We start from the raw sequence: 26,940 nt of genomic DNA, 5'->3' as shown, positions 1-26,940 counted from the left end.
AATCCCGTCCTTCGCCGGGATGACGGTTCAGTCAGGCCTACGCCCCAAACTCCGCCAATGCGACTTCTATATCGCTGATCCGAAAGGGTTTGGCGACCAGCCGACGATGCGCGTGCGCGGGCGGCAAGATGTCGCCGCCGCCCGACGTAAACGCAAAGGGAATCCCCCGCTCGGCCAGCGCGTCCGCGACCGGCCACCCCTTTTCATCGCCCAGGTTGATATCGACGAGCGCGCCGCCCAATGATTCGGTCGCGATGATCGCCAGCGCCTCGTCCATGCTCGCCGCCTGCGCCGGTTCGGGCAGCCCGAGCGCGTCGAACATATCGGCGAGCATCATGCCGATCAGCACATCGTCCTCGACGAGCAGGATACGCAAATTGTCAGCCATTTTTCGCCCGGTGCGCCGCCTCGTCGAGCGCCGCCGACGTCGCCTCGGCCAATTGGGCGACCGAAAAGGGTTTGGGCAGGAATGCGACATCGTCGATATTGATCGACTGACGGAGCTGCTCCTCGGCATAGCCCGACATGAACAGCACCGGCAGGTCGGGCCGCTTGGCACGCATCGCCCGCACCATTGCGGGACCGTCCATCGTCGGCATGACGACGTCGCTGATGATCAGATCGACCTTGTCCATCTGAGCAAAGCGTTCGAGCCCTTCCTCGCCCTGCGACGCGGTGACGACGGTATATCCCGCGCGGGTCAGCGCGCGTTCGGCTACGGCGCGCACCATGTCCTCGTCCTCGACGATCAGGATGGTGCCGGTTCCCCACTGGCTTTTCTTGGGCTTGGCCGGCGGCGGCGCCACGACCGGCGTATCGCTGCCAACGCGGTGGACGGGCAGGTAGATGACAAAGCTGGTCCCCTGCCCCGGCTTGCTGTCGGCAAAAATGAACCCCGCCGATTGTTTGATGATGCCGTAAACGGTCGACAGGCCGAGTCCGGTCCCCTTGCCGACATCCTTGGTGGTGAAGAAGGGTTCGAAAATCTTGGGCAGCACATCGGCGGCGATGCCGGTGCCGGTATCGCTGACCTTGAGCGCGCAATAATCGGCGGGAGGCATGAATTCATTGCCCATCTGACGCACGTCGGCGGCAGACACCGGGTAAGTCTCGATCGTCAGCGTCCCGCCCCCCGGCATCGCATCGCGCGCATTGACCGCCAGGTTGATGATGACCTGTTCCAGCTGCCCCGGGTCGGCGCGGACCGCGCCCAGCCCGCGGCCATGATGCACCGCCAGCTGGACGGTTTCGCCGATCAGCCGCTTGAGCAGATGCGACACCTCAGAAATGACGTCGGGTAGTTGCAGGATCTGCGGCCGCAATGTCTGCTGCCGCGAAAAGGCGAGCAATTGCCGCGTCAGGCTGGCGGCGCGATTGGCGTTGCTGCGGATCTGCTGGATGTCGTCATAATCGCTGTCGCCGGGCGTGTGACGCATCAGCATCAGGTCGCAGGCCCCGAGCACTGCGGTCAGTATATTGTTGAAATCGTGCGCGACACCGCCCGCGAGCTGGCCCACCGCCTGCATCTTCGACGCCTGCGCGACTTGGCGCTTGAGTCGCGACTCCTCGCTCGAATCCTTGAGACTCAGCAGCACCGCCGCCTCACCCAGTCCGCGCACCCCGACGACGCGCATCGACACCGGCTCGCCGCTTTGCCCCGCCAACCGGATCGACAGGTCGCCGCCGACCTGCTGGCCGCTGCTGTGGCGACGGATCATGTCGGCGAGCGCGCCCTTGTCCTCGCCGACCACGATGTCGCCCGGATAGCGCGGCATCTTGCCGTCCCCCAGGCTCGCCGCGCGCACAAAGGCCCGGTTCATGTACAGAAAGCGCCCGTCCCGATCGACCATCGCCAGCCCGAACGGCAGCAGGGACAGCAAGGTTTCGACATAGGTCTGGGCGGTACCGCGATCGGTCGGCCCCATTTCCTCGTCGAGCATCGCGAGCAGGACCGGCGTATTGCTGTCGGCGGGCGCCAGCGGGATTTGCAGCATCCGCACCGGTGTCGCCCGGTCGCCCTCGCGGGCAAAATATAGTGCGCCGCCGTCGTCGATGCGCAGCATCGGTGCGACATCGCGCCCGGCATAATGGCCCGCATCATCCTCACCCAGCGCGCGAAGGAGGAACGCCTGATTGGCGACGCGCAGCCGGCCTTCGGCGTTGACGAGCGCCGTCATCACCCCGGCATGGCCCAAGGTGCGGCCCGCCGGTCCATCGAGATGGCGGGTGATTTCCGAGGCGAGATCGAGCCGTTCAAGTGCCGAGAAGCGCCAGACGAGATAATCCTCTGCCTGACCGGCCCGTGTCACGTGGGCCCGCAGTTGCAGCGGACCGATCGCCAGATCGTCGGCGCGACCTTCGCCATCGCGCCACGCGATGCGCCCGGCATTCTTCAGGACATCGGCACCGCGGCCTTCGAGCGGCAAGCCGGGCGGTGTCACAAAGCCGCCCATCCAAGTGCCGAACAGGTCGTTCGCGCACACCATACGCCCGGCGCGGTCGGTGACCGCGATCGCAACATCGTCGTGATTGACCGCCTGGCGCAGCATCGTCCAGTCGGGCGGCACGGCCTCGCCCACGACGGTGGCAGGGAACAGCCGCCGGGCCAACACAACGCCGCCGACCGCAACCGCCAGCCCGGCGAGGAAACCCGCCGCCAGAATCGGATCGCTGGTCGCCCAGAACATCAGCGCCGTGGATAACAGCGCCAGCCCGCCGAGCAGCGCCATATCGACGCGCGACAGGGCCGTCGGCACCGCGAGCGGGCCGACGGCGCCCGCCCCCCTGATGAAATCACCATCAGCAGAGGGCAGGCTTTGCGCGGTCAACGACAGACTTTCTGTTCAGCGCGTCACCAGATGCGGACGCGGTCCTTGGGTGCCAGATACAGCTTCTGGCCTTCCTTGATCTGATACGCCTTATACCACGGGTCAAGGTTGCGCGAGACCCAAGTCCGCTGGATCGAGGGCGAATGCGGATCGGTCGTGATCCGCTGCGACAGATTCTGCTCGCGATAGTTGCGGCGCCACACCTGTGCCCAGCCCAGGAAAAAGCGCTGATCGCCGGTCAGCCCATCGATCACCGGCGCTTCCTTGCCGCCCAGCGACGCCTTGTAGGCGTCGTAGGCCACGGTCAGTCCGGCAACGTCACCGATATTTTCGCCGAGCGTGAAGGTACCGTCGAGCTTTTCACCCGGCAGCACTTCATAGGCGTCATATTGCGCCACAAGCGTCTTGCCCGCGGCCTCGAACGCCGCGACGTCGGCGGGGGTCCACCAGTCGGCCAGCTTGCCGGTCTGGTCATATTTCGCGCCCTGGTCGTCGAAATGATGGCTCACTTCATGGCCGATGACCGCGCCGATACCGCCATAGTTGATCGCCGGGTCGGCGTGCGGGTCAAAGAAGGGCGGCTGCAGAATTGCGGCGGGGAACACGATCTCGTTCATGCCGAAATTGGCATAGGCGTTGACCGTCATTGGGGTCATCCCCCATTCCCAGCGGCGGATCGGGCCGCCCAAACGCCCGATATTGTCGTCGTGCGCGAACTGGTTCGACCGCAGCGCATTGCCGAACAGGTCGCCTGCGCGGATGTCGAGCTTGCTATAGTCCTTCCAGCGATCGGGATAGCCAATCTTGGTAGTGAAATTCGCCAGCTTCTGCTTCGCCTTGACCTTGGTTTCCGGCTGCATCCACGCGAGGCCGTCGATGCGGCGGCCCATCGCGGCGAGGACATTCTTCACCAGCTTGTCCATTTCCGCCTTGGTTTCGGGCGGGAAATATTTCGCGACATAATCCTGGCCGACGGCTTCGCCCAGATTGCCGGTGGTGAAATCGACCGCGCGCTTCCAGCGTTCCTGCATCTGCGGCGTTCCCGACAAGGCGGTGCCATAGAAAGAGAAGGCTTCGGCCGCGAATTTTTCGGGCAGCACGCCCGAAAAGCCGTCGAGGCTGCGCACGAGCAGCGCGTCGCGGATCACCGCGACCGGCGCGTCGGCAAGCAGTTTGGCTTCGCCGGTGAATGCGCTCGGCTGCGATACCAGCAGCGCATCTTCCTTGACCCCCAAGCCGCGGATGAAGGTCGTCCAATCGAACCCGGGCGCCGCGGCCGCGAGTTCGGCGATCGTCATCTTGTTATAGACTTTGGTGGCGTCGCCGCTGTCGTTCTTGTCCCAATGGATGGTCGCGATCTGCTTTTCGAAATCATAGATCGCCTTGGCGCGTGCCGCGCCATTGGCCTCGCCCGCCAGCGTCAGGACATTTTCCAGATGCTTCAGATAGGCGGCCTGCAACTTGGCGTTGCGCTCATTGTCCTTCAAATAGAAATCGCGGTCGGGCATGCCGATGCCGCCCTGGAACATCGTGTAGATGTACACGTCGGGGTTCTTGTCGTCCTGCCCGACAAAGCCGCCGAAGAAATGCTGGACGCCATTGCGATCAGCCTCGGCGAGCAATGCCGCAAGGCCGGGCTTGTCGACGGCGCGGATCTTGGCGAGCCACGGCTGAATCGGTGCCAGCCCCTTGGCTTCGACGGCAGCCGCATCAAGATAGGCGGCATAGTTGCGCCCGATCATGCTGTTCGGGTCGCCCTTTGCCGCGTCGAGGATTTCGCGGGTGCGCGCCTGCGACAGATCGCCGAGTGCGGTGAACATGCCATAGTTCGACTTATCGGCCGGGATCTGGGTGTTCTTGGCCCAGGTGCCGTTGGCATAGGCATAGAAATCGTCGCCGGGCTGGACCGTCGTGTCCATACCCGCGGTGTCGAAGCCGAAGGTGCCGAGTTCGGGCTTGGCGGCGGTGTCAGCGACGGGCGCCGGCGCGGCCTTTTCCTTGGCAATGGCGGGGCCAGCGGAAATCAGCACCGCGCCCAGCGCGGCGGTCGCCAACAGGCGCGCAGTAATATGCGAAAGAGTCATGATAGTCCCCAGTTCTCAAAGCGAAGCAACGATGTACGGCGTCGTGGCGCCGCACGGATTGCAATGCGACAGCTATACGATGGCGCGCGCGCCGTTCAACCGGCGGGGGTGTCGCTGGTCGAAGCCTCATGTCGTTGGTCGCGCGCGCGCTGCAATTTGCGCCGCCAGCGCAGGCGAATCCAATTGTCCCAGAACAGCGACGCGAGCACATAACCGACCGCCGCCGACACGACCGAAATGACGAACAGCCCGGCCAGCATCGCAGGCGCCGCGTCGGAAAACACCCAGCGCGCCCATTCGCCCGCCGATGCGCCGTGCTCGATCATCGATGAAAAAGTCGCGCTGTTGGCCTGAAGCCCGAACAGCCAGTCGCCCAGCCACACCGATGCCAGGATGATGAACGGCGTCGTCACAGGGTTCGACAAAAAGGTCATCGCGGCGCCGATCGGGATATTGGCGCGGACCGGCAGTGCGAGCAGCGCGACGCCCAGAATCTGGATGCCAGGAATCAGGAAAAAAATGCCGACAAACAGGCCCAGCGCGGTTCCGCGCGGAACTGACGTGCGGGTGAAGCGCCACAAATGACTGTGCGCGACACGATGCGCGAACGGCTTGACGAACCGGCTCTCCAGCAGCTCTTCGCGCGTCGGCGAATTGCGGCGGATCCAGTTCATCACCGCCGCCTTGTCCTTCACCTTGGGGTCCTTTGGCTTGCCCCCGCTCACCCGCGCTCTTTCATCAGCCGCTGCTTGTCACGCTTCCAGTCCCGTTCCTTGATCGACTCCCGCTTGTCGTGCGCCTTCTTGCCCTTGGCGAGCGCAAGCTCGACCTTGGCGCGGCCGCGGCTGTTGAAATAGACCGACAGCGGGACGAGCGTCATGCCCTGCCGCGCAACGCCGGCGTACATCTTGTTGATCTCGCGGCCGCTCAGCAGCAGCTTGCGCGGCCGCTTGGGTTCGTGATTGTGGCGGTTACCATGGCTGAATTCGGGGATGTTGCTGTTGATCAGCCACACCTCATTGCCCTTCACCTCGGCATAACTCTCCGCAATCGTGCCTTCGCCAAAGCGCAGCGATTTGACCTCGGTCCCCTGCAACGCGATCCCGGCCTCGAACACCTGCTCGATGGCAAAGTCGAACCGCGCGCGCCGGTTTTCGGCGACGACCTTTTTCTTGTCGAATTCGGCGGCGGACTGCGGACGGGCCATGGGAAACCTAGATAACTCCTGCCGCGGACAGCGCGGCATCGACGGCTGCGCATGATTCTGCGTTCGCCGGAATGATAGGTAGGCGCACTTCGGGCGAAAACCAGTCGTGGACGCGCGACAGCGCATATTTGACCGGCCCCGGCGACGTGTCGGAGAACATCGCCTGATGCAGCTCGAACAGCCTGTCGTGCAGCACCAGCGCCCGCGCCCAGTCGGCGCCAGCGCAAGCAGCGGCGAAATCGGCGCACAGGCGCGGCGCTACATTGGCGGTGACCGAGATACAACCCACGCCGCCCATCACCGCATGCGGCAACCACAGATCATCATTGCCGCTGAGCTGGCAGAATTCATGACCCGCACCCGCGCGATGTATCGTGACGCGCGCCAGATCGCCACTCGCATCCTTGATCGCCACGACCGAGGGAATTTCGGCGAGTTTGCACAGCGTCTCGGCGCTGATGTCGGCGACGGTGCGGCCGGGGACGTTATAGACGACGATCGGCAAGTCGCTGGCATCGGCCAGCGCCTGAAAATGCGCGATCATCCCCGCCTGGCTGGGGCGGTTGTAATAGGGTACGACGACCAGCGCCGCCGCGGCGCCCGCCGCCTGCGCGTAGCGCATATGGCGAACCGCGGTGGCGGTGTCGTTCGACCCGCAGCCCGCGATCACCGGCACCCGGCCCGCCGCGGCCTGGATACAGCTGTCGATCACCTGATAATGTTCGTCGAACCCCAACGTCGGACTCTCGCCGGTGGTCCCGCACGGCACCAGCGCGCTGGTGCCTTCGTTGATCTGCCAATCGACAAGCCGGGCAAAGACGGGGGCGTCGAACGCCCCATCGCGAAATGGCGTCACCAAAGCGGGAATCGACCCCGAAAACATGCCCCGCTCCTTTACAAAAACGCGTTCTGGCCGGTAGAGTCCCGACGGCGCGCCGCTAATGGACGCCTATTCAGCGCCCCGCAAGGAGTTTGCCACTAACATGGCCGCCATGATTACGCTGCCCCGAATTTCTCGTTTGGCTTTGGCCTTTGCCTTGCTCGTCCCGACCGCTGCCAATGCCAGCGAACTCACGCCTGAGCAGATGGCGTGGTATCGCGCCCAGATGGGGCTGGCCTCGACATCGGGGCCACCACCTTCGACGAACTCGGTTGGCGATGCGGTGATGGAATGGCGGCGCTTGACCGCCAATAGCGGCGCCTCTTTCGATCAATTGTCGCGGTTCCTGATGACTAATCGCGGCTGGCCCGACGCCGACAAGATGCGGACCCGCGCCGAAAAATCGATCGCGATCGACAGCTTCGATCCCGCGCGCACCCTCGCCTATTTTCAAGCCTATCCGCCACAAACGCCCAGCGGGCACCTGCGCTATGCGATGGCGTTGAACGCGTCGGGCCGCCGCGACGACGCCAATGCTGCGGTGCGCCGCGCGTGGACCGGCGGGACGCTCGACGAATATGAGGTCAGCCGCGCGCTCAGCCTGTTTCCCGGCGCGCTGTCGGTCGCCGATCATGATGCGCGGATGGACCGGCTGCTATGGTCGGGCGCCACTGGCGCGGCCAGCCGCCAGCTCGCCTATACGTCGCCCGAACGGCGCAGCGTCTTTGCCGCGCGCCTTGCAATGCGCAGCAGCGCGGTGGATGCCGCGTTCCAGGCCTCGGCAGTCGAAAGCGCCAACCCGTCGCTGATCCGCAGCGACGCCGGTTACATTACCGACAAGGCGACCTGGCTGCGCCAGACCGGGCGCGTCGGCGAAGCGCGCGCCCTGCTCGCCGCCCCGCGCGCGCTCGCCAAAGCACCGACGGATCCCGAGGAGTGGATCGAAACGCTGCTCACCAACGCGCGCCAGGCCGACAGCGGCGGCGACAAGCTGACCGCCTATAATATCGCGCGGCAGATCAGCGACGCCTTCCCGCCCGGCACCGCGATCCGCGAAACGCCGCTCAGCGTGCGCGACGATTACACCTCGCTCGCTTGGCTTGCCGGGCAGCTCGCGTACAAGGATCTTCGCCGTCCCTCCGAAGCAGTGGCGCTGTACCGCGCCTATGGCGAAGCCGCCCGATCGGCGCAGACGCGCACCAAGGGTTTTTATTGGGCGGGCCGCGCCGCACTCGCGGCGGGCGACCGCTCGGCGGCGAACGCGCATTTCGCCGATGCCGCGCAGCATTACGATCAATTTTATGGCCAGCTGGCGCTGGAACGGCTCAGTCGTCCGCAGCCCAAGCCGACCCCAAACCCGACCATCCGGGTCAGCGAGGACGAAAAACGCGCCTTTGGCGACGACCGGCTCGTGCGCGCGGCGCGCGCGCTCGGCGAAATCGGCGCGTGGCGCGAACAGTCGCTGTTCCTGCGCGCGCTGGCGCAAAAGGCGACGACGCCCGCCGACCATGTCCTGGCCGGTCAACTGGCATCGCAGATCGGTCGCCCCGACCTGGGCGTGATGATCGGGCGCAGCGCGCAGGCGAACAGCCTGGATGCGGTCGAGGTGGCGGGTTTCCCAACCGTCCGCGTCCCCGCAGGGCACGAAGGCAATTGGACTTTCATCCACGCCATCACCCGGCAGGAAAGCCAGTTCGACCGCGCCGCGATCAGCCATGCGGGCGCGCGCGGCATGATGCAGCTGATGCCCGGCACCGCAAACGAGGTCGCGGGCAAGCTCGGCCTGTCGTACAACCGCGAGGCGCTGACCACCGACACCAATTACAACATGATGCTGGGGTCGACCTATTTCCAGCAGATGCTGCGCTATTATGGCGGCAGCTATCCGCTTGCGGTCGCCGCATACAACGCCGGTCCGGGCAATGTGAACAAATGGCTGCGGGCCAATGGCGATCCGCGCACCGGATCGATCGAAATGCTCGACTGGATCGAGGCGATCCCGATCTTTGAAACCAAGAACTATGTGCAGCGCGTGCTGGAAAACGCGGTCGTATATGACACGCTGCAACCGGGCAAAGTGTTGCCGCAGGCACCGCTCAGCTTCTACCTCGGCAAACGCACACCGGGTTAAGGCTGCGTGGCGGGGGACAAGACGAACATCATCTCGCCGACCGGCTTTGCCGCGTTGCGCGCCGAATATGACGCGCTGCTCGGCGACGAGCGGCCAAAGCTGGTCGAGGTGATCAGCTGGGCCGCCGGCAATGGCGACCGCAGCGAGAATGGCGACTATATCTATGGCCGCAAGCGACTGCGCGAAATCGACCGGCGGCTGTCGTTTCTGGCGCGGCGGATGAAGGCGGCGCGTGTCGTCGATCCCGCCGAGCAGCCCGACAGGAGCCGCATCTGGTTCGGCGCCACCATCGAGCTGGCCGACGATGATGACGCGCGGCGCACCGTCACCCTGGTCGGCGACGATGAAGCCGAGGCGGGCGACGGCCGGATCGGCTGGAACAGTCCTCTGGCCCGGGCGCTGCGCGGTGCCGCGGTCGGTGATTTGCGGGTCGTCCAGCTGCCGGCGGGGCCGAAGGAGTGGGAAGTGATGGCGATCCGCTATCCGACCTGATTATCGTCATCCCGGCCTTCGCCGGGATGACGAACTGAGCTACTCCCCGATCCCCGCAATCAGCTCGCGCTGGTCCTTGCGCAATTCGGGCAGGTCGCGCGCCAGCTTCGCCCAATGCGCCGCCTCCTTGGCATCGGTGCTCACCCCCACCCCTTTGGCATAGGCATCGGCCAAAATCGCCCGCGACCCCGCAAACCCCGCGCGCGCCGCGACTCCGCAATCCTCGATCGCGCCGGGCAACGTCCTCGCGGCAAAATGCGCTTCGCACAGCCAGTGATTGCCCTCAGGATTGCCCGTGGCAGCTATCGTTCGCAACCGCGCGAGGTTGGCGGCGCGAGTATCGGCGAAATAGGTCAGCGCAAAGATCGCCGCCGGATGCCCCTTCTCTGCCGCCTCGGCATAGAGCGCCTGCGAGCGGGCCAGGTCGGGGACGCCAAACGTGCCAGCCGCCAGCCGGTAGGCGAGATGTGTCTTCGCTTTGGAAAAGCCCGCGTCCGATGCCGCAACATACAGATCATAGGCACGCTGGACGTCCGCAGGTGATGGATCATTTTCGAGCAGCAAATACGCCAGCTCCTGCTGGCCCGACGGGAATCCCTGCGCCGCCGATGCCTCGAGATACCCCCGCGCCCGCGACAGATCGCGCTTGAGCCCGACGCCGAGCGAAAACATATATCCCGCCAGCTGCTGCGCCAGCGGATGCCCGCCATCGGCGAGCGCGATCAGTTCGCTGGCGGAGTGACGCGAAAGAACGTCGGCGATCAGCACCGGCTCGTCCTCGATCGCCAGCCGGTCGAGCGAAATATCGGCGAGCGGATCGACGACAGGCTTTGCCGCACCGCGCGCGGCGGTCGCGGCAGGGGCTACGGCAGCGGCAAAGGCCGGTGCGGGAGCGACCGATGCCGAAGCGATCTCGGGCGGCGCGACCAGATAATAATCGTCGAACCAGCTGCCATAATGAAACGGCTGCTGCGGTCCCATCTCCATGCCGTGCGTTCGCTTGTAAACTTCGCGCGACACGACCTTGAAATAATCCGATATTTCCAGCCCCGGGATGCCCAATTCCTTGACCACCGCGGCGGCAAAGGGACTGACCGGCGACCCCACCGGCGCGAAATCGAGCGCGGGTCGTCCTTTCGCGGTCGAGTAAAACACCGCCCCCTGCCCGATGTCGAGCAGCCCGAGCGGCGCCGACGGAGCATCGCCCGCGGCAACATTGACATCTTCGATCCGCACCACAGGCTCTGCGGTGCGGCAGGCATCGACGAACAATAATGTGAAAGCGCCCGGCGGGACCACGCGCTTGACCGCTTGCTCTATCGACAGATAGCGTTTTTCAATGTCGGCGCGGCGCGTCGCGGGCGGCGCCTCCATCGGCACCAGCCAGTTGCGGCCGCCATATTCAAACCCGTGTCCGGCATAATAGACGATCACCGATTTCGCGCCCCGTGCTTCCGCGGCAAAGCGCGTCAGTTCGGCATCGAGCGTCGGCATGTCGGCGTTGCGGACGATCCGCGGCGCGATCCCCGCCTTGGCAAAGGCAGCGCAGACATAATCGATGTCATTGACCGCGTTTTTCAGCGACGGCCATTCCCAGTCATTATAGGCGCTGTTGCCGATCAGCAGCGCAACCCGTTCGCCGCGGAGCGGTGCCTCGCCGCAAGCGAGAGACGGCTGCGCGGCGATATTCGGCGCCGCCACAAGCGCAACCAAGACCGTCGCACAAAATGCGCCGATACGCGCTCGCTTGGTCATCCCTACCCCCGTTTGGCGGCCGTTGGCGCCCGCTCAAGAAATGGCGGAATTCTGCGCAACTTCACTCTGAAATCGCGCTATTCCCCATTCTCCGACCCATCATGAAGATCGTAGGTCAACGGCCCGGTGTAGAAAAGCGGAAACTCACCGCTGGTTCAGGGCTGCATCAACGCCGGAACGATCCAGATCGCAGACATCACAATCACCACCGCGATCAGCGAGAAGGCAAGAACATAGCGGACATTGTGACCCTTGACGCCGCCGCTCGCCTCGGTCTCGGTCACTTCGACATGGTCATCGACGACTTTCATGGTGCATTTCCCTTCCAAATCGTCCGCTTGTAACGCGGCCCCGGCACGGGCGGTTCCGCGCGGCGCCGGGGAGAGAGTTGCCAGAGGGTCTGTAAGCCGGGTTCTGTCCACCCCGTTGCCGGGGATGGGCGATCATTCCTCTAGGCGAACGGTTACCCATACGCTCAAGCAGTCAACCCGGACGGCTGGGCCGGAATCAGCCCTGGAGTAATCCGTACCGTCCCTATTCGACCTTGCTCCCGGTGGGGTTTGCCGTGCCGCGCCTGTTACCAGCCGCGCGGTGCGCTCTTACCGCACCCTTTCACCTTTCGCCGGGCCAAAGCCCTGGCGGTTTGCTCTCTGTGGCACTTTCCCTGAACCGGTCCGAAGACCGGCCCGCCGGACGTTATCCGGCACCGTGATTTCCGTGGAGCCCGGACTTTCCTCCCCCGGCAGGATACCCCACCGGCGGCGATCGCCCGACCCTCTGGCGGGCGGGAGTATAGCGCGAACGGAAGCACAATACGAGCGATTGTGTGGAGGGCGTAATTGGGGTGGGGAGCGGAAATCGGCAATAATCGTCGCCCCCGCGAAGGCGGGGGCCGCCATCGGCCTATTCCTGTGCCGCTGCGTAAAACGACAGCGGCCCCCTTCGCGGGGGCGACGGTTACTTCTGGTCGTTAGCGGTCACTCGCAGCTCAAAAAATCCCCTTCAGCAACCCCGCCGGATTCCGCCGCAACGCCGCTTCCTCGCCCGCCATATAATGGAATATCCCCTTCAGCGCCTGTTCGGTCACCGATTTGGTCAGCCCGTCGCGCGTCAGCCCCGCCGATGCCATCAGCGAATTGCCCTTAGCCAGCTGGTCGAGCTGGCGATAGGCGCCGACATCCTGAAGCGCCGATCCGATCAGCGGCGATACCTTGCCGAACAGCGTGTCGCCCGCACTACTTTGCAGGTAGCGCGTCGCGCCGTCTTTTTTGCCGACCAATGCTGGCGCATCGGACCAGCGCAGATTGTCGATCGCGGCGCGAAAAATCGGCTTCGCCTCTCCCGCCGCCTGCCCCCCGGCATCGTTCAGACTTTTGGTCAGATTGCTGGTCAGCCCGAGCTTGTCGCCGACCCCGAACAGCTTCGATGCCAGCTTGCCGCCCGCGCCCGGCAACAAGATCCGCACCGCGACGTCGCGGTAAAAGGCGCCCGGCTGCGCCAATTTGTCGAGCGCGCCATCCGATGCACCGCCGATCAATCCCTTGACGCCGCTGCCCGGCAATTTCGCCAGCGCCCATGGTGCTTGCGTCAACGCCAGCATCCCAAACGCACCGGCGAGCAACCGCCGCCGCGCCAATATCGCTTCGTCCTGTTTCATAGCGCGCCTCGACCCGATCGGATGTCAGCGCCAAATCTATCATCAATGCAGCCGCCGCCAAAGCCCGATGATCTCTCTCCTTCGCGATGGGCAGGGCATGCGACGACCGCGGCGCGAACGGCGCACATTCGGCAACCAAATTACCGTATTGCAATATGTAATTTATTGATTATCAATATGACAAGTATCGATTATCGGGAGATTTGCAATGCTGCGATGGAGCAGACGATTGTTGGTTGGGTTGAATGTGCTGAACTGGTTCTTCGCCGCGGTCTTCATGGTCGTGCTCGTTGCTATCACGCTCAGGCCAGACCTGCTTGCCGATGCGCTGACCAAGGTAACCCCGCGCATGGACGCCGATCATGTGATCGACCTGTTCCGCCTCGTCCTGCTGCTCTGCGTGCCGATCGCCTTTGCCGCGCACGCCATTTTCACGCGCCTTGTCGCGATGATCGACAGCGTCGACAGCGCTGCGGTCTTCACGCCGGTCAATGCGCGGCGACTCCGCGTGATCGGCTGGTGCCTGCTCGCGACGCAGGTGATCGACGTCGGCTATGGCTGGATATCCTATCAGTTGGTCGTAGCGAGCGGCGAGCATTTCGGATGGCAGCCCAGCCTGACCGCGTGGCTGGCGGTGCTGATGTTGTTCATCCTCGCCCGCATCTTTGAACAGGGTGCGGCGATGCGCGAAGAAATCGAGCAGACGATCTGATGGCGATCCGGATCCAGCTCGACGACATGCTGTGGCGGCGGCGCATGACGCTGACCGAACTGAGCGAACGTGTCGACATCACCGTCGCCAATCTGTCGATCCTCAAAACCGGCAAGGCCAAGGCGATCCGCTTTTCGACGCTCGATGCGATCTGCCGCATCCTCGAATGCCAGCCCGGCGAATTGATTATTTTCGACGATGGAGATGATGCATGAGCTTCTGGACCGCCCTAAAAAGCACGTATCGCGAAAGTGGCTTGTTCCTGCTCGCCTGTCCGCTGCTGGCGCTCATCCCCGTCGTTGTCGAGCTGGTCCAGCACGGCGTCGAAATGCACCTCGGCATGTATGACAGCCTCGCGATGGCCAAAGAAGTCGAAAGCCACCCGCTGCGTCTGGGGTTCGGCCTTGCAAAGGTCGTCGCGCTCATCCTGCCGATCTACTGGATTACCCGCTTCATCGCCTTCGGGCGCGACCCCGGGGCAGCGGCACGGCTCGACCGCCCGGCGGTTCGCCTGTTCGCCGCCTTCGCCGCGTTCCAGATCCTGCTTGCCGTGCTCCAACTGTTCCTGTTGCCGTCGTCGGGCTGGTGGTTGCTCGGCAATTTTATCGGCGGGCAGATATTGGGGGCGCTCATCGCCGCTTGGGGCGCAGCCGCTCCGTTGGGCAATGCGGCGATCGGGCCGCTGGCATCGGCCCGGCTGATGATGCGCCACCTGCCGTTCACCATCGCGCTGTTCCTGGCGGCGATGATGCCGCTGATGATCCCGCATTATCTGTTCGCTGCTGGCGCGATTTTCGGCCCGGAGTGGAGCAAGTGGCCGATTCTGATCGCCGACTCGCTGCTCGTGGGATGGCTCTCCGCCGTGCTGGTCGCCAGTGGTTATATCGCCGCGAAACGCGCGGCGGATGCGCAAGGGGTCAATTTGAGACCGTCATCGTGCTGAACGCGTGGCGACCCCGTTCGCCACCAGGACCAATGCCCTAAGGCGAGCCCTCGGCGATCGGCCAGATTCCTCCATCGCGCTAGGCCGCCATCCGCAGCCGGTTCCGCCCTTCGCGCTTCGCGGTGTAGAGCGCCTTGTCGGCGCGCTGGAGCAAGTCTTCGACGCTGGTCTCGCCCGCGTAAATGGCCAGTCCGATGCTGACCGTGACCCCCGGCAAGCCTGCCGAGGCGCCGTCCGTATCGGCCTGAACCGCCTTACGGACCCGTTCAGCGACCAGTTCGGCGGACAGCGCGCTGCGGCCCTGCAAGATGCAGACAAATTCCTCGCCGCCAAAACGGCCGACCATGTCGTCATCGCGCAGCGACGCCTTGGCCCGTTGTCCGACCCTGCGGATCACCTCGTCGCCGGTCGCATGGCCATGCTGGTCGTTGATCTGCTTGAAATGGTCGATGTCGAAAATCGCGACCGCCAGCGGCGCGCTATCCTGCATCGCCCGCCGCAACGCCTGGTCGAGGAATGCAAGCGTATGGCGGCGGTTCGGCAGGCCGGTGAGCATATCGGTGTTGGCAACGCGCTCGGCCGCGCTGCGCGCTGCCTCGAGGACGCGGGCATTTTCGACCGTCTCGGTGACGTCCTGCACTGTCCCGAAAATTCCGATTGCCTTGCCACTGCGACTCCGTTCGATCGATCCGTGCGATTTGACATGCCGGACCTCGCCGTCGGCGCGCAAGATCCGGCCCTGAAACACGAACGGCGCGCCCGATTTGACTGCCTCGGCCAGTGTCTTTTGCACCGCCACCCGGTCGTCGGGCAGATATTGCGCGACGCTGTAATCGACATCGACCGGAATCCCCGGCTCCAGTCCGTGGACGCGATAGGTCTGGTCCGACCACTGGATCGTCCAGCGCACCAGGTCGACGCGCCAATGCCCGACCAGCGCCGCCGCCTCGGCCTGGAGCAGCCAGCGGTTGCTCTGTTCCAGCCGCTTGGCCAGCCGCCGCTGGACGACGATCAGCGCCGCCAACGGCAGCGCGACGAACAGCATCGTCACCAGATAGAATTGCAGGAACAGCACCTCGACCTTTTGCGCGGCGTCCATCGCTGCAATCGGTCCGTGGCCCTGCCCGGTCAGCAGCGATGCGACGATCGCGACGATCAGCATCCCCGCCGCGGCCCCGAACGGCCCCAGCCGATAGGATGCGACGATCACCGCGACGCACGGCACAAAGGTCGCCGGAAAATACTCCTGCGAAAAACAGGCGCCGGTGACGAATGCGGCGACGGTCAGGATCGCGATCGCTTCGGCCTTCATCGCCGTCGGCACATTGTTCAGCGCATTTGATTGCACCATGCGCGCCAGCATCACGATCGGCGGGGTGACGATCAGCATCCCCAGCGCCACCGTCGTCATCCACGACAGAAAGAAATCGAAGCCGTTGCCGGTCAATATCGCGGCGATCCCCGCGCTCGCGGCGCTCGCCATCAGCGCCGCGATGCAGAAATTGCCGACTGCGCGCGGCGCCATGAACGACATCTCGCCGGGCTCGCGGCGTCGCACCAGCCACAGCGCGATGGCCGCCTCGGCGGCATTTGCGGTGGTAAAAGCGGCGGCGGTCGCAGCGTCGATCCCCTCGGAGACATTTGCGCCGATACTTGCCGCCGCCATGCCGGCAAAGGCCGCAAAGCGCGCGTGCGCGGGCATCAACAACAGCAGCGCCAAGAGATAGCCGCTTGGCGGCCAGATGGCGGCGATATTGTCGGCGCCCTTGGTCGCGTGCAGCGACAGGCTGGCCAGCAGGAAATATCCCGCCGCAGTCAGCAGGAACCAGAATATTGCCTCGACGCGGGGGGATAGCGACCGGGTCATCAGACCAGATAACCGAAAAGAGGGAAAGAAACCGCTAACATATCGCCGCCTCTCCCTGTTTATCGCGCGATCGGTTCGCCTCGCCCTTTAATCGATCCCGCCAAAGGTCAGGCCGACCACGTCGTCGACCATCGCTTCGTCCCACTCAAGACGGCGGTCGAGGATCAGCATCGCCAGCCCGTGGACCAGTGCCCAGGCGTGGAGCGCGGCCATATCCGGGTTCTCGACCCCCGGCAACGCCTCACCGACCCCGGCGCGCAGCAGGTTGTAAGCAACCTCGCCGCCATCGCCGCCGACATTCGCGTGGCGCGCCGACATCTGCCGCGTAAAGCTCAGGCGGAACAGCGCCGGTTCGTCATGGGCAAAACGGACATAGGTCGTCCCCGTCGCCTTGAATCCGTTGCGTCCGCCCCCCGCCTTCAGCCACGCCTGCGCCTGCCGCGCGCCAAGCCGCCGCAGCCCCTCGTCGGCGAGGGCGTCGAGCAGCGCCTCCTTGTCGGGGAAATGGCGGTAAAGCGCGGTCGCACTGACCCCGACGTCGCGCGCCAGCGCCCGCAGGCCCAACTCGCCGTCGTCGCCCGCCTCCAGCCGTTTCAGCCCCGCCGCGATCACCGCCGCGCGCAGGTCACCATGATGATAAGCGCCCGCGGCCTTCGCGCCGTCGCTTTTCATGTTGACACTGTTATCTTCTTCGATCATGTTGCCACCGTAAACATTCCGAGTCGCCAGCGCAATCCCCTCCACGCTCGCGGCCCTTTCCTAACCATCCGTAAGGAGCAACGTCATGGCAAGCAACGTCGAAACCCTCATCCGCGGCGCGGTCGTCAAAGGCATCGGCAAGGTCGCCGACTTCAACCGCAAGCGCCTGCCCCGCCCCACCGACGCGCATCCCTTCCTGACCGGCATCCACAAACCAATAACCGAAGAATTCACCCTGGAAGAACTGCGGGTCGAGGGCGAAATCCCCGCCGTGCTCACTGGCCGCTATCTGCGCAACGGCCCGAACCCCGCGGTGCCCCCCGATCCCGCGAGCTATCACTGGTTCAGCGGCGCAGGCATGGTCCACGGTATCCGCATCGAAGGCGGCAAGGCCGACTGGTATCGCAATCGCTGGGTCCGCGGCGCAGAAGCGTGCGAGGTGCTGGGTGAGGCGCTGCCCCCCGGCCCGCGCGAAGGGCGCAACGACGCGCCGAACACCAATGTGGTCGGCTTGGCCGGCCGCACCTTCGCGATCGTCGAGGCAGGCGGCAAGCCGGTCGAGCTGGATTATGAGCTGAACACGATCGCACACAACCCGTTCGATGGCACGCTCGTCGGATCATACACCGCCCACCCGCATCACGATCCGGCGACCGACGAGCGCCACGCGATCACCTATCGCGGCGACGAACCAAACAAGGTCTGGCATGTCGTGCTCGACAAAGACGCACACGTCATCCGCGAAGAAGCGATCGCGGTCAGCGACGGCCCGTCGATCCACGACTGCGCGATTACCCAAAACCATGTGCTGGTGTTCGACCTGCCGGTCACCTTCTCGATGAAAATGCTGCTGGCGGGCTATCGCTTCCCCTATGCATGGAACGACGCCCATCCCGCCCGCGTCGGCCTCCTCCCTCGGAACGGCAGCGGCGACAGCATCATCTGGGTGCCGGTCGAGCCCTGCTATGTCTTTCACCCCGCCAACGCCTTCGAAGCCGCCGACGGCAAGGTGATCGTCGATGTCGTCGCCCACGAAACGATGTTTGCGGAATCCAAGCGTGGACCCGACAGCCAGAAGTCGCGCTTCGAGCGGTGGACGATCGACCCCGTCACCCGCACCACCGTCCGCGCCGTCATCCACGACCATGCCCAGGAATTTCCGCGTTACGACGAACGCTTGACCACCAAGCCCTATCGCTATGCCTACAGCATCGCGATCCCTGACGGGACTTCGCCCGAATGGGCGCTGGCGGAAACGCGGTTGTTCAAGCACGACCTGCAGGACGGCACGACCGCCATCCATGATTTCGGCCCCGGCCGCCACCCCGGTGAATTCGTGTTCGTCCCGCGCAGCGCCGACAGCGCCGAAGACGACGGCTGGCTGATCGGGCTGGTCGTCGACATGAACGACGAGACGACGGCGCTGGTCATCCTCAACGCCAATGATTTTACTGGGTCACCGCAAGCTGTCGTGCATCTGCCGCACCGGGTGCCGCCGGGCTTTCACGGGAACTGGGTGGCGGACTAAGCGCGGCGCGCTGCGCCAGCAAGGTTTCGGTCACCCGCAGCGACCGTTCATTGTCGACATCGATCGCCGTCGCCCCGTTGCTGACCAGCAGCGGGGCGATTTCGACGTTCAGGTGCCGCGAAATACGGGCAAAGATATGGTGGATCGGCCCCAGTCCGAACCGGAAGCGCAGCAGGTTGATCAGGCCGAACGCCTGCATCACCCGCAACGGCTTTTTGACGAACTGCCCGCCGCCGCGAAACGCCTCGGTCGCCTTGAGCGCGCCGGGATGACCAATCCAATAGGCATTGCAATTGGACACCGCGACGTCGGAAAACTCGTAAAAGCGGCGCTGGCCTTCGGGATGCACCGCGAGGACATCCTCGCGCCGCGCCAGCGCCACTCCGGCTTCGATGTCGAGCCGCACGGCCTCCGCGCCAATCTCGGCGATCGTTTCGGACGTCAGTAGGCAATTGTCAGCGGTGGTCACCAGAAAGGGAAAGGCCGCAACGCCCGCCACCGCCACAACCGAGTCCGCCAAATTGCTCGCAGCCGGAACGACGATCAGCCGGTTACCCAGCGAAGCGACCACCGGGTCGTCGAGATCGGCAAGCAAATTCGGATGGTGCGTCGAGATGAAGATCTGCGCTGCCCCGCTCGCCGCGGCGGCATGCAGGACATGCGCGATCATTGGCCGCCCCGCCACCGGCACCAGGCATTTGTCCGCCACATCATGCGCCGCGGCCAACGGATCGATCACCCCTGACCGGCGCCCCGCCAGGATCAGGATCGACCCAGTCATGCCGCGTCGCGCCGCGCCATCGCCGGGGCAATCTGGCGGATCATGCTTTCGGCGACGATCGTTTCGATCAGCGTGTCATGGCTGAAGCCCGCGATGGCCGCCGAGCGCGAGAACAGCTTTTCGGACCACAGATTGCAGTTGAGATTGACCTCGAGCAACCGCAGGTCGCCCGTCGCCTGATCGACGCGGAATTCGAAACGGCCATAGTCGAACGGCCGAAACACATCGGCCATGCGGCGGGTATATTCGATGACCTGGCGGCTGATCAGCGGATCATCGAAGCGTTTGATGCAATAGCCGACATGGCCGACCAGATCGCGCTTTTCCTGATAGGTCCGCAGCTGGGTCGGGTCCGCCTGTTCGAAAATCATCATCGGCAGCATAGCCGGTTCGCCGTCCAGCGTGATCACCGGCACCTCGATGTCGCTGCCGTCGATAAAGGGTTCGACGAGCGCGTCATGGTCGAGCGCATGGATTTCGACGACCGACCGCGCCAATTCGACGCGGTCATGGGCATCGCGCACGCCCCATGATGCCGAGCTGTTGTTCGGCTTGATCACCCAGCGCCGGGCGGGCGGGCAGCGCGCTACGTCGACCGGGGCGCCGCGGCGGAACAGCGCCCATGGCGCCGTCGGCACCCCGCGCGCTGCGGCCTCCAGCTTGGTCAGATGCTTGTCGTCAGAAAGCCCGCGCACGATCGGCGATGCGCCAAGATACGGCAGCCGATGCTGGTTGCAGAGCAAAGGCAGCAGCATCTCCGAATTGAAAAAGCCGCCGCGGTTGAGCAGCGGAAACGCAAAATCGGCGGCGGGCCGATCGAACAGCGCCGCATAGCTGTCGGCGATCAGCAGTTCGATGCCGAGCCCCTCCAACGTTTCGCGCATTTCGCGATGATACAGCGCGTGATTGCCGTCGTCGGCATGGAGGCCGCCGGTCCAGCGGGCATGCTTGGCGATGAACAACAGGCGCTGCGTTTCGCGCAGGCGATCGGGCAGCTGGGTCGGCGCAAGGTCAGTCGTTTTCATGCCCGGCATGGACCATGGCGAGGTTGCGCGGCGATGACGAAATGGTGACGCCTGGTGACCACAAAGCGCAAGATCAGTGTCACTATCGATGCTAACGATTGGAAAAATGATCTTTTAGGATGGTAACAAGGCAGCAATCGCGCGCTGCTGCTTACCGCACAAGCGGTCACGAAAGGCGATCAGACGCAGCCGAATCTTCGCCGCGCCGCCCCTCCGCCACGGCTCGTCGCGGAAATCCTCCACTCGGCGCAGCGGATTTCACGCGCGGTTCGTTCGTCCTTCACTATGATGAAAAATATCGCCCTCTCCCGCCCCGCCACGAGCGCGATTGCCGCGTTCCTGGTCCTGTCCACCCCGGCCGCTTTCGCTCAGGAAGCGCCCACCATCACGATGACCCCGCCGATCGCCGAACCTACGGCGCCGACCCCGCAAACGCCGCCGACGGTTGCTGAACCGAGCGCGCCCGCGCCGGTGGCTGCACCGCAGACTGCGGCCCCTGCGCCGGTGATCCGCGTACCGCTCGACATCGCGCCGGTTGAAACCACTCCGGCACCGCGCGCCACGCAGCGCGCCGAAGCGCCCGCCCCGGCCCGCACACCGCGCGTCGCCGAGCGCAGCCGCCCCACCGCCCCCGCTTCGGTCGAAACTGCAACCGCTGCCCCGGCGGCGGCTGAAACCGCGCCGATTGCCGAGATAGCACCGGTCGCCACGCCAATGGCCGCGCCAGCCGAACCTATCGCTGAGCCGACCCCCGCGCCTGCCGAGGCGGCCGTCAAGACGGGTGGCGAGTTCCCTTGGGAGATCGCCGGTGGCGCCGCGGCGCTGCTCATCATCGGCGGCGCAGGCTTGGCCTTTGCCCGCCGTCGCCGCACCGCCGATGACGTCACCTATGACGAGGTCGTCCAAGCCGCGCCGACCCGGCGTTTCGAGCCGGTCGAGACGCGCGCGCCGATCGCCAGCGACACGCAGGAATGGGTGACCCCGGCCTACACGCCGCGCGAGCCGGTTGCCGCCGTGCCCCGCACGACGCCCGCTTTTGCCGCTGCACCCAGTGGCAGCATGGGTCGCCATGAAGCGATGGCGATGGCTGGCCCGACGCCCGACAATCCGTTCGCAACGCTGTCGAAGCGACTGAAGCGCGCCCGGTTCCTCGACCGTCAGGAACGCGTCGCCTACGACGAAACGCTTGGCGCCCAGAAAAACATGGCCCGCAAGCCGGTCAGCGCCTGGGAAATCGCGCAGCGCCCGGCACCGGTGAGTCAGGAGCAGGAGGTGCGTCGTCCCGAACCGGCCCGCGCCCGTGCGACAACGACGTTCCGTCCGGGTTACTCCAACAGCTGACCCAACCGACTGCGGTGCTCCCCTCACCGCACAAAAAAAGGGCGGTGCCTCGCGGCACCGCCCTTTCTCTTTGTCGGAAGCCAGCCGGACCAGCCGACTGGATACCCAAACCGAATTACTTCAGTTCGACGGTGCCGCCGGCAGCGAGGATCTTCGCCTTCAGCTCTTCGGCTTCCGCCTTGTTCACGCCTTCCTTGATCGCCTTGGGCGCGCCTTCGACGAGCGCCTTGGCTTCGCCAAGACCCAGGCCGGTGATTGCGCGGACTTCCTTGATGACGTTGATCTTGTTGCCGCCGTCACCCGTCAGGATGACGTCGAATTCGGTCTGCTCTTCAGCAGCCGGGCCAGCAGCGGCAGCAGCCGGAGCGGCAGCAACAGCAGCGGCAGCCGAAACGCCCCACTTTTCTTCGAGCATCTTCGACAGGTCAGCCGCTTCGAGGACGGTCAGCGCCGAAAGGTCTTCAACGATCTTTGCGAGATCAGCCATGTTCATTCTCCATCAGAACCGGGGTATCCCGGCAGTAAGTTACAAAGTTAGTTCGAAATCACGCTGCTTCTTTGGCGGCATATGCGCCAAAAACCCGCGCCAACTGGCCAGCCGGGGCTGCGGCAATCTGCGCAACCTTGGTGGCCGGAGCCTGCACCAGACCAATGATCTTGGCGCGCAGCTCGTCGAGCGAGGGAAGCGAAGCCAGCGCTTTGACGCCATCAACGTCGAGCACCACGTCGCCCATGCCGCCGCCAACGATTTCGAGTTTGTCGTTGGTCTTGGCAAAATCCACCGCGATCTTTGCCGCCGCGACCGGATCGGTCGAGGTTGCGAGGGCGGTGGGGCCGGTCAGCAGTTCGCCGATGCCGGTGTAGGACGTGCCGTCGAGCGCGATTTTGGCAAGACGGTTCTTCGTGACGCGAAAGTCGGCCCCGGCATCGCGCATTTGCTGACGCAGCACCGTCGACTGAGCGACGGTCATGCCCAGGTTGCGGACGACCACAACCGAGGCAGCTGATGCCAGCGTAGCGTTCAGCGAGGATACGGCTTCGGCCTTTTCCGTACGATCCATGCCTATACTCCACTCTGTGCCCGGATGGCCCCGCGCGCCGAAACGCGTGGCGCCGCCGGGCGGCTAACACACGCAAATACGAACGCGGGCCAAGGCTCGCCTGTATCTGCGCAACGATGTCCGAAGGGGTCGGTCAAGACGCGTCGCCTGAACGCGCAGGCGGGCGACCGAAAAAGACTGTTCCCCGTCTCGGCTGGAAATTAAGCAGGGCAAATCCCCTGCACCAACTGTCTCGGACGGAATTGTCAGGGGCGAACCCGCGACAACACGGGGGCGCTGATAGCGGGAAACGACCGGAAGTCAAGGCGCGCAGCGGATGTGAGCGAAAGAGTCACGCACCGCGCCGTCGCCCCCTTGCAAACTTTCAACTAAGATATATCTTAGAGGCATCAAGAATCACTCAAAAGGAATGAACATGATTTTTTATGCGAAAATGACAGGCCGCGATTGCGGCGGGCGCCATGCGATGCATCGCGGCGGTGGACGCAGCTTTGGCCATGGTTTCGGACATGGCTTTGGCGGCGGTCGCCGCGGCGGGGGACGTGGCGAGCGCGGTGCGCGTCGGCGCATGTTCGACAGCGGCGAACTGCGGCTGGTGCTGCTCAAGCTGATCGCCGACGAACCGCGCCACGGTTACGACCTGATCCGCCAGATCGAGGAACTCACCAGCGGCGCCTATGCACCCAGCCCCGGGGTGATCTATCCGACCCTCACGATGCTCGACGACATGGGCCAGATCGAAGCGCAGCAGAGCGACGGCGCCAAAAAGCTGTTCGCGATCACCGATGCCGGGCGCGCCGAGATCGATGCCAACAAGGAGGTCATCGACGCCGCCATCGCACGCCTGACGCAGGTCGGCGAGGACACGCAGCGCACTGACTCGGCATCGGTTCGCCGCGCGATGGGCAATTTGCGGCAGGTGCTGATGGACCGCCTGGGCGACCGCGATCTCGACAAGACGGCGTTGCACGACATCGTCGCGCTGATCGACGAGGCCGCACAAAAGATCGAGCGGCTGTGATGACGGTCAGCAGCACCGCGGCGGTGCCGACCGTCCACGCCAGCAAATATCTGCAACAGCTGTGCAAGCACTGGCAGCATAATCTGGCCGTCGAGTTCACCGCGACCCGCGGCACCGTGGCCTTCCCCAGGGATGCGCGCGGTGCCGACTGGCCGGGCGATGGGCTGGTGACCTTCGAAGCCGGACCCGAGACGCTGTCGGTCCGCATCGACGCCAGCGTCGCTGCGCAACTCGAAGGCTTGCAGGGCGCGATTGCGCGCCACCTCGACCGCTTTGCCTTTCGCGAGGCGCCCTTGCCGTTCGACTGGCAAACGCCATCTAGGTGATGCGGAACGCCGCGCGCCTGACGGGCGTTAGGCCTTGCGACACCAACCCGAGGAAAGGAACATCCGTGACCGACGCCCCAGGGCTGCTTTGCCCAACCTGCCGCGTGAATTTGACCATGTCGGAGCGACAGGGAATCGAGATCGATTACTGCCCGCAGTGCCGCGGCGTGTGGCTGGACCGCGGCGAGCTCGACAAGATCATCGAACGCAGCGAAGGTGCCGCAGCCCCCGCCCCGCGCGCGTCGGCGCCGCCGCCGCAGCAGCCCTATCAGCAGCAGCCGCAATATCGCGAACACGGCCATGACGACCGTTACTACGGCAGCAAACCGTACAAGAAGAATTACAAGAAGAGCTTCCTGAGCGAATTGTTTGACTAAAAGCCGTCGCCCCCGCGAAGGCGGGGGCCGCGAGCGGCCTTTCGCATCGTCGCTGCGTAAAACGGCAGTGGCCCCCGCCTTCGCGGGGGCCACGATCGTTACTTACCGCACCACCGCATTCCGCCGGGCGTAGAGGAAATAGACCCCCAGCCCGCCGACATTCCACACCAGGAACCATAGCTGCGTCTGCATCGGCAGGCTGAAAAACAGATAGATGCAGCCAAAGACTGCAATGCCGCCAATGACCCACGGCAGCGGGGCACGGAAGGTGCGCTGGGCGTTGGGCGCGCGGACGCGCATGATCAACATGCAGATCGACACCGCGGTGAACGCCGCGAGCGTCCCGGCATTGGCGAGCGCCGCTAGCTCGCCGAGCGGGATGAAGCCCGCGAGGACGGCAACGACAAGCGCGGTGAAGATGGTGATCCGCACCGGCGTCCCGCGCGACGACAATTTGGCCAGGCTGGCGGGCAGCAGACCATCGCGCGCCATGGTGAAGAATATGCGGCTCTGGCCATAGAAAAAGGCGAGGATTACCGTCGGCAGCGCGATGATTGCCGACACCGCCAGATATTGCGCCGCGAGCGGGCTGCCCAGTTCGCGCAGGATCAGCGCCAGCGGTTCGGGGCTGTTGGCAAAGCGCGCGTAGGCAATTGCGCCGACCGCGGCGACCGCGACCGCGATGTAGATGACGACGCAAACGAACATCGACCCGACGATGCCAATCTTGAGATCGCGGTCGGGGTTCTTCGTTTCTTCCGCCGCCGTTGCAATGGCGTCGAAGCCGTAGAAGGCGAAAAAGATGATCGCGGCGGCGGCCATCACGCCGCGCTCGACGCCGTCCGGTCCCATATGCTTGGGAAAGCCATAGGGGCTGAACGGTTCGAGATTGGCCGCGTTGAACGCAGGCAAAGCCACTGCGACAAAAATCACCAGCGCAATCACTTTGACCACCACCAGGATCGCGTTGAGCGTCGCACTCTCGCGCGTCCCGACGAGCAGCAACCCCGCTACGACCGCAATGATCGCGATCGCCGGCAGGTTGACGATGCCGCCAAGTTCGGGCCCCTGCATCAGCGCCATCGGCACGCCCGCCCATGCCTCCAGCAAAGGTGCGGCATAGCCCGACCAGCCGACCGCGACCGCGCTGACCACCAGCGAATATTCCAGGATCAGGCTCCACCCGACGACCCATGCGATGAGTTCGCCGATGACGACATAGCTATAGGTATAGGCGCTGCCCGACGCGGGGATCATCGTCGCCATTTCGGCATAAGCGAGCGCCGCGCAGGCGCAGATCAGGCCCGCGATGCCGAACGAGAGGATCACCGCAGGACCGGCCTTGTCGGCACCAACCCCGATCAGCGTCAAAATACCGGTGCCGACGATCGCCCCGACCCCGAGCGCGATCAGATGCGGCCAACCGAGTGTCCGCGCCAGCCCCTGCCCCTCCTGCCGTTCCGGCACGATCGGTTTGCGGCGGAACAGGCTGTCGGTCATGTCGTGGGCTCCCCATTATTACTTTATTGCGGTCGTTTGGAACGGATCAAGCGCGAAGGCAAGACCGGAGCATGGTCGTTTTATGCCGCTTGCCGCGCAAGCCAGCCCGCGCGAAAAGCAAGCGTAACGGCCAGTGCGACGGCGAAAACATAGGCCAATACCGGCGACCAGATCACCGTTCGCGCACCTATTAGCGCGCCGACGACCAGTCCCGCCCATAGGCCGAAGTGGTGCAGCCATCTGCGATCGCCCTCTCCGCGCAGCGCATTAGCGATCTTCTGCCCCATTTGCACCAGCGTGCCCGTCATATAGGTCACGCCGACGACCGACCCATCGCGGCCTGCCATCGCCGCGTTGGCGGCACCCATTGCGAGCGCGAGGAATAGCAGCGCGCCCCAGCCGGTGCCCTCCAATCGCAACACCGCCGCGGTGCCCAGCAAAATGGTGACACTCAGCAGAACCGCCGGTGTCCGCAGCGATCCGGCGCGCGCGCCGATCAGCGACCCCGCGACCACGCCGATCACAAAGACCGTGATGATGGTGCCTGCGATCAGTGCCGCGGGCTGCTCCCCTGCCAGGCCGACGGCAAGCCGGGTCGAGTTACCCGTCATGAACGACACGAAAAAGCCGGCCGATTCGACAAAGCCGATCGCATCGACATACCCCGCCAGACCGGCCACCCCGATGGCCAGCGCCTGATGCGATCGGTCAAAACGGAGCATGCC

At 64.7% G+C, this 26,940-nt stretch carries 27 protein-coding genes and 1 other RNA gene; 10 read left to right on the top strand and 18 right to left on the bottom strand.

Going from position 1 to position 26,940, the window contains the following annotated elements:
* Positions 1–37: 37 nt before the first annotated feature.
* From J2X44_RS08085 to dapA, 6 genes are all read right to left on the bottom strand, one after another.
* A complete protein-coding gene (locus J2X44_RS08085; RefSeq protein ID WP_310089001.1) occupies positions 38–388 on the bottom strand; it encodes a response regulator in 351 nt (116 codons plus the stop codon).
* Entirely contained in the window at positions 381–2,729 is a 2,349-nt protein-coding gene (locus J2X44_RS08080) for a response regulator (protein ID WP_310089363.1), read from the bottom strand. The genes J2X44_RS08085 and J2X44_RS08080 overlap by 8 nt, the downstream gene beginning before the upstream one ends.
* A 122-nt stretch (positions 2,730–2,851) precedes the next feature.
* Complete coding sequence (locus tag J2X44_RS08075; RefSeq protein WP_310089000.1) at positions 2,852–4,912, bottom strand: M13-type metalloendopeptidase; 2,061 nt, start codon at positions 4,910–4,912, stop codon at positions 2,852–2,854.
* 95 nt (positions 4,913–5,007) lie between these two features.
* Entirely contained in the window at positions 5,008–5,586 is a 579-nt protein-coding gene (locus J2X44_RS08070) for a DUF2062 domain-containing protein (RefSeq protein ID WP_310089361.1), read from the bottom strand.
* A 47-nt stretch (positions 5,587–5,633) separates the two neighbouring features.
* The gene (gene smpB, locus J2X44_RS08065) at positions 5,634–6,119 is read right to left on the bottom strand and encodes an SsrA-binding protein SmpB (protein WP_088442006.1); all 486 of its coding nucleotides are present in this window, start codon (positions 6,117–6,119) and stop codon (positions 5,634–5,636) included.
* Positions 6,120–6,126: 7 nt separating this feature from the next.
* Positions 6,127–7,002: a 4-hydroxy-tetrahydrodipicolinate synthase gene (dapA, locus tag J2X44_RS08060; RefSeq protein WP_310088999.1), complete on the bottom strand. Its 876-nt coding sequence runs from the start codon at positions 7,000–7,002 to the stop codon at positions 6,127–6,129.
* A gap of 100 nt (positions 7,003–7,102) precedes the next feature.
* Here dapA and J2X44_RS08055 point away from each other — a divergent pair, with 100 nt between their 5' ends.
* The gene (locus tag J2X44_RS08055) at positions 7,103–9,130 is read left to right on the top strand and encodes a lytic transglycosylase domain-containing protein (protein WP_310088998.1); all 2,028 of its coding nucleotides are present in this window, start codon (positions 7,103–7,105) and stop codon (positions 9,128–9,130) included.
* A 6-nt stretch (positions 9,131–9,136) separates the two neighbouring features.
* Positions 9,137–9,622, top strand: coding sequence for a transcription elongation factor GreB (gene greB / locus J2X44_RS08050; protein WP_310088997.1), 486 nt, complete (start codon positions 9,137–9,139; stop codon positions 9,620–9,622).
* Positions 9,623–9,661: 39 nt separating this feature from the next.
* On the opposite strand, the gene J2X44_RS08045 is transcribed toward greB, so the two are convergent.
* The 4 genes from J2X44_RS08045 to J2X44_RS08030 form a co-directional block, all read right to left on the bottom strand.
* Entirely contained in the window at positions 9,662–11,377 is a 1,716-nt protein-coding gene (locus J2X44_RS08045; protein ID WP_310088996.1) for a caspase family protein, read from the bottom strand.
* Between the two features lie 155 nt (positions 11,378–11,532).
* Positions 11,533–11,688: a hypothetical protein gene (locus tag J2X44_RS08040; RefSeq protein WP_310088995.1), complete on the bottom strand. Its 156-nt coding sequence runs from the start codon at positions 11,686–11,688 to the stop codon at positions 11,533–11,535.
* 76 nt (positions 11,689–11,764) lie between these two features.
* Positions 11,765–12,158: RNase P RNA component class A (rnpB, locus tag J2X44_RS08035), an RNA gene on the bottom strand.
* Positions 12,159–12,365: 207 nt separating this feature from the next.
* Positions 12,366–13,034, bottom strand: a complete 669-nt coding sequence (locus tag J2X44_RS08030; RefSeq protein WP_310088994.1) for a DUF4197 domain-containing protein — start codon at positions 13,032–13,034, stop codon at positions 12,366–12,368.
* Between the two features lie 229 nt (positions 13,035–13,263).
* Here J2X44_RS08030 and J2X44_RS08025 point away from each other — a divergent pair, with 229 nt between their 5' ends.
* From J2X44_RS08025 to J2X44_RS08015, 3 genes are read left to right on the top strand one after another with little or no spacing between them, the layout of a single operon-like run.
* Entirely contained in the window at positions 13,264–13,746 is a 483-nt protein-coding gene (locus tag J2X44_RS08025; protein ID WP_310088993.1) for a DUF2975 domain-containing protein, read from the top strand.
* Entirely contained in the window at positions 13,746–13,961 is a 216-nt protein-coding gene (locus J2X44_RS08020; RefSeq protein WP_310088992.1) for a helix-turn-helix transcriptional regulator, read from the top strand. The genes J2X44_RS08025 and J2X44_RS08020 overlap by 1 nt, the downstream gene beginning before the upstream one ends.
* Positions 13,958–14,689 (top strand): hypothetical protein, encoded by a 732-nt coding sequence (locus J2X44_RS08015; RefSeq protein WP_310088991.1) that lies wholly within the window; start codon positions 13,958–13,960, stop codon positions 14,687–14,689. Before J2X44_RS08020 ends, J2X44_RS08015 begins: the two co-directional genes overlap by 4 nt.
* A gap of 79 nt (positions 14,690–14,768) precedes the next feature.
* Here the strand turns inward: J2X44_RS08015 and J2X44_RS08010 are convergent, their stop codons facing one another.
* Together J2X44_RS08010 and J2X44_RS08005 are read right to left on the bottom strand one after the other, a co-directional pair.
* The gene (locus tag J2X44_RS08010; RefSeq protein ID WP_310088990.1) at positions 14,769–16,556 is read right to left on the bottom strand and encodes a diguanylate cyclase; all 1,788 of its coding nucleotides are present in this window, start codon (positions 16,554–16,556) and stop codon (positions 14,769–14,771) included.
* 87 nt (positions 16,557–16,643) lie between these two features.
* A complete protein-coding gene (locus J2X44_RS08005) occupies positions 16,644–17,255 on the bottom strand; it encodes a TetR/AcrR family transcriptional regulator (protein WP_310088989.1) in 612 nt (203 codons plus the stop codon).
* A gap of 85 nt (positions 17,256–17,340) precedes the next feature.
* Here J2X44_RS08005 and J2X44_RS08000 point away from each other — a divergent pair, with 85 nt between their 5' ends.
* Positions 17,341–18,783 carry a carotenoid oxygenase family protein gene (locus J2X44_RS08000; RefSeq protein ID WP_310088988.1) on the top strand — a complete coding sequence of 481 codons (1,443 nt, stop codon included), beginning with the start codon at positions 17,341–17,343 and terminating at the stop codon, positions 18,781–18,783.
* Here the strand turns inward: J2X44_RS08000 and J2X44_RS07995 are convergent.
* Positions 18,704–19,564 (bottom strand): NTP transferase domain-containing protein, encoded by an 861-nt coding sequence (locus tag J2X44_RS07995; RefSeq protein WP_310088987.1) that lies wholly within the window; start codon positions 19,562–19,564, stop codon positions 18,704–18,706. The two genes, J2X44_RS08000 and J2X44_RS07995, sit on opposite strands and share 80 nt — an antisense overlap.
* Positions 19,561–20,589 (bottom strand): phosphoribosylglycinamide synthetase, encoded by a 1,029-nt coding sequence (locus tag J2X44_RS07990; RefSeq protein ID WP_310088986.1) that lies wholly within the window; start codon positions 20,587–20,589, stop codon positions 19,561–19,563. Before J2X44_RS07990 ends, J2X44_RS07995 begins: the two co-directional genes overlap by 4 nt.
* 288 nt (positions 20,590–20,877) lie before the next feature.
* Here J2X44_RS07990 and J2X44_RS07985 point away from each other — a divergent pair, with 288 nt between their 5' ends.
* Complete coding sequence (locus J2X44_RS07985; protein ID WP_310088985.1) at positions 20,878–21,930, top strand: hypothetical protein; 1,053 nt, start codon at positions 20,878–20,880, stop codon at positions 21,928–21,930.
* Between the two features lie 115 nt (positions 21,931–22,045).
* On the opposite strand, the gene rplL is transcribed toward J2X44_RS07985, so the two are convergent.
* Together rplL and rplJ are read right to left on the bottom strand one after the other, a co-directional pair.
* Positions 22,046–22,417: a 50S ribosomal protein L7/L12 gene (gene rplL, locus J2X44_RS07980; protein WP_310088984.1), complete on the bottom strand. Its 372-nt coding sequence runs from the start codon at positions 22,415–22,417 to the stop codon at positions 22,046–22,048.
* A gap of 58 nt (positions 22,418–22,475) precedes the next feature.
* The gene (gene rplJ, locus J2X44_RS07975) at positions 22,476–22,991 is read right to left on the bottom strand and encodes a 50S ribosomal protein L10 (protein WP_310088983.1); all 516 of its coding nucleotides are present in this window, start codon (positions 22,989–22,991) and stop codon (positions 22,476–22,478) included.
* 415 nt (positions 22,992–23,406) lie between these two features.
* Between rplJ and J2X44_RS07970 the strand changes: the two genes are divergently transcribed.
* The 3 genes from J2X44_RS07970 to J2X44_RS07960 all read left to right on the top strand — a co-directional run bounded on the left by J2X44_RS07970 (position 23,407) and on the right by J2X44_RS07960 (position 24,715).
* On the top strand, positions 23,407–24,012 hold the full coding sequence (locus tag J2X44_RS07970; RefSeq protein ID WP_310088982.1) for a PadR family transcriptional regulator: 606 nt from the start codon (positions 23,407–23,409) through the stop codon (positions 24,010–24,012).
* Positions 24,012–24,338 (top strand): DUF2218 domain-containing protein, encoded by a 327-nt coding sequence (locus J2X44_RS07965; RefSeq protein ID WP_310088981.1) that lies wholly within the window; start codon positions 24,012–24,014, stop codon positions 24,336–24,338. Before J2X44_RS07970 ends, J2X44_RS07965 begins: the two co-directional genes overlap by 1 nt.
* A gap of 116 nt (positions 24,339–24,454) precedes the next feature.
* Positions 24,455–24,715: a zf-TFIIB domain-containing protein gene (locus J2X44_RS07960; RefSeq protein WP_405053400.1), complete on the top strand. Its 261-nt coding sequence runs from the start codon at positions 24,455–24,457 to the stop codon at positions 24,713–24,715.
* A 102-nt stretch (positions 24,716–24,817) separates the two neighbouring features.
* Here J2X44_RS07960 and J2X44_RS07955 read toward each other — a convergent pair whose 3' ends face one another.
* Positions 24,818–26,215, bottom strand: coding sequence for an amino acid permease (locus J2X44_RS07955; RefSeq protein WP_310088979.1), 1,398 nt, complete (start codon positions 26,213–26,215; stop codon positions 24,818–24,820).
* Positions 26,216–26,295: 80 nt separating this feature from the next.
* On the bottom strand, positions 26,296–26,937 hold the full coding sequence (locus tag J2X44_RS07950; RefSeq protein WP_310088978.1) for a DUF1275 family protein: 642 nt from the start codon (positions 26,935–26,937) through the stop codon (positions 26,296–26,298).
* Positions 26,938–26,940 lie beyond the last annotated feature (3 nt).

This window comes from Sphingopyxis sp. BE259 (assembly GCF_031457495.1).
Lineage (GTDB): Bacteria > Pseudomonadota > Alphaproteobacteria > Sphingomonadales > Sphingomonadaceae > Sphingopyxis.
This window is presented reverse-complemented; position numbering and strand designations above follow the sequence as displayed.